This is a genomic window from Candidatus Thermoplasmatota archaeon (genome assembly GCA_034660695.1).
Lineage (GTDB): Archaea > Thermoplasmatota > E2 > UBA202 > DSCA01 > JAYEJS01.
In genome coordinates this window covers 1-2,282 of the sequence record JAYEJS010000035.1, presented here as the reverse complement: position 1 = coordinate 2,282, position 2,282 = coordinate 1, and the positions used below count along the sequence as shown (strand labels likewise).

The window sequence follows — 2,282 nt, the reverse complement described above, 5'->3', positions numbered from 1 at the left end:
TATGGCTTTGCGAATTTTTTGTCCAAATTCATAAAGTGTCATCTCATCCCACTCCAAGAGATAAGACATTGCTCTTTATAAAAAATGTCGAAATTTTTCAGGAAAAATTCCTATTCGTAGAGACTAAAAGTGTAATGCATATCGGTTTTTAGGGATATCGAATTTTTCTTTTGCCCGATGCCAGAAGGACTAATTTCTTATATGGTTGTTCCTATTACTCCACGTGAAAAAGGAAGACATTAAAATCGCCATTCTGCGCATTGAAGGAACCAACTGCGAGGAGGAATCTTTTAATGCTTTATCGGAGCTTGGGGTACAGCCGGAATATGTGCATTTAAATGAAATTGGCAGCGGTCAGAAAAAAAATATCTTTGACTATCAGGGAATATTTATTCCTGGAGGATTTTCATCGGGCGACTATGTGAGGGCCGGGGCAATATTCGCCGCAAGGATAAAGGCACTGATGGTGGATGAATTAAAGGAATTTGTGGGAAACGGCTATCCCGTTGTTGGCGTATGTAACGGCTTTCAGGTTTTGATAGAACTCGGTTTGCTTCCTGCAATTGACGGGGTAAGTGAAATACCAGAAGCATGTCTGGCAGTGAACGACTCAAATAGATTTGAATGCAGGCCAACGTTATTGCGGCATGATAATGTATCTCCGCTAACATCAAAAATTAAAGAGGGAGATGTGCTACTCATTCCGTCTGCCCACATGGAAGGAAAACTCATGCTTCCCAAGGATAAAGAAAAGCAGTATTTGCGGGACATGGAGGAAAATGGACAGATTGTTTTTAGATATGTGAACAAGGACGGTGAGACCGCAAGCTATCCATGGAATCCGAACGGTTCACTATCAAATATAGCCGGAATATGCAATCCGGAAGGAAATGTGCTTGGTATGATGCCCCACCCGGAGCGCGCCTTTTATTCATGGCAGCATCCCGGCTGGAAAAGGAATGAGGAGGGAGATGGCAGGGCGATATTTGAATCCATAGTCGATTATATAGGAACGTTATAAAATGGCAGGAAAAATTTCCGATAATGAAGTGGTGGTTGAAAATCCATCTGAGGCAATAAGGAATTACAACAAGGGCTATTTCGGCAGGATGGTGGGCGAGACCCTCCATCTCCATATATTAGAAGCATCTTTTCTTATGGAGGCCGGAAGACTGAAAATCGAGAAAAATGGTAAAAAAGTTAATTTAAACGAGTTGATGGATTATGGAATGGCTGTTTATCCAAACTTAGAGATCAGTTACCTCGTTTTTAGAGACCTTCGCCAGAGGGGATATGTAGCCAGGATTTCGGAAGATGGACTGGATTTGTATCCTAGGGGAGGAGCACCTCATTCCCATTCTCCCATTTACCTGGTAAAAGCAATATCGGAGCGCTCTCCTTTTTCCATTTCACAGATTTCGGAATGGATTCGTGGCTTAAATAAAAAGAGGCTTATGCTCGGCATCACGGATGAGGATGGAGATTTGACCTATTATTCAGTAAAATTTTTCCGGATGAGGGGCAAAATGGTCAAGGAGGAAGAATACCACGGAAAAATAACTCTTCTGGGCGATAGAAGTCTGGTATGGGATGATGCATTATCTGAAAAATTGCAGAAAAATTTTATAGGAAGAACTTTCGAGGAGGGCGTTGTACAGCTTTCGCTGATAGAGACCGCTTACGTTGCCGAAAAAGGTGCAGAGATTTTTCGAGGAAAAAAGAAACAGTCATTCGGGAATTTTATAAAATATGCAAAAAAAATACAGCCAGATATAGAGAGAAGGTTATATGTTTATAAAGATTTGAGAAGCAGCGGACTGATTCCAAAAACCGGTTTTAAATTCGGTTCTCATTTTAGGGTGTACCGGGAGCAACTCGGCGAGGGGCACGCACCTTATTTAGTACATGTCATACCGGAAAACTACAAATCTACCTGGACCGAAGTAAGCAGAGCCATCCGCCTTGCCAATTCCGTAAGAAAACAAATGATTTTTGCCCGTGTCGGGGATGGCATTGAGTATATCCGCCCTAAAAGATTGACACCGTAGAAGCAACTGGGACGGACAATGTGAGGCAGTTATCCATGTTGCGTGGAAAAGAGCATACACTGGTGCCGCTCTGATAAAAATTTCCCAAATTCCCTAACTTTTAGGCACTAGTATCATAACAATTTAATTATGGAACGTAATATTTGGATAGTTTTTTATCAGCCACATCCTTCGTGAATTTCCATTCAATCTTCTTTTTCTGGTCATTCCTTCTCCTGGTCCACGCAGCCACCT

Annotated in this window: 2 protein-coding genes; both read left to right on the top strand. The window is 41.9% G+C overall.

The window, feature by feature from the left end; translation table 11 throughout:
- Positions 1-223 precede the first annotated feature (223 nt).
- Positions 224-1,021 carry a phosphoribosylformylglycinamidine synthase subunit PurQ gene (gene purQ / locus U9O96_01795; GenBank protein ID MEA2053840.1) on the top strand — a complete coding sequence of 266 codons (798 nt, stop codon included), beginning with the start codon at positions 224-226 and terminating at the stop codon, positions 1,019-1,021.
- Position 1,022: 1 nt separating this feature from the next.
- Entirely contained in the window at positions 1,023-2,048 is a 1,026-nt protein-coding gene (endA, locus tag U9O96_01790; GenBank protein MEA2053839.1) for a tRNA-intron lyase, read from the top strand.
- Positions 2,049-2,282: the final 234 nt, after the last annotated feature.

Excerpts from the sequence above, each read along its gene's own strand:
- endA (MEA2053839.1), top strand. The coding sequence starts at position 1,023 with ATGGCAGGAAAAATTTCCGATAATGAAGTGGTGGTTGAAAATCCATCT.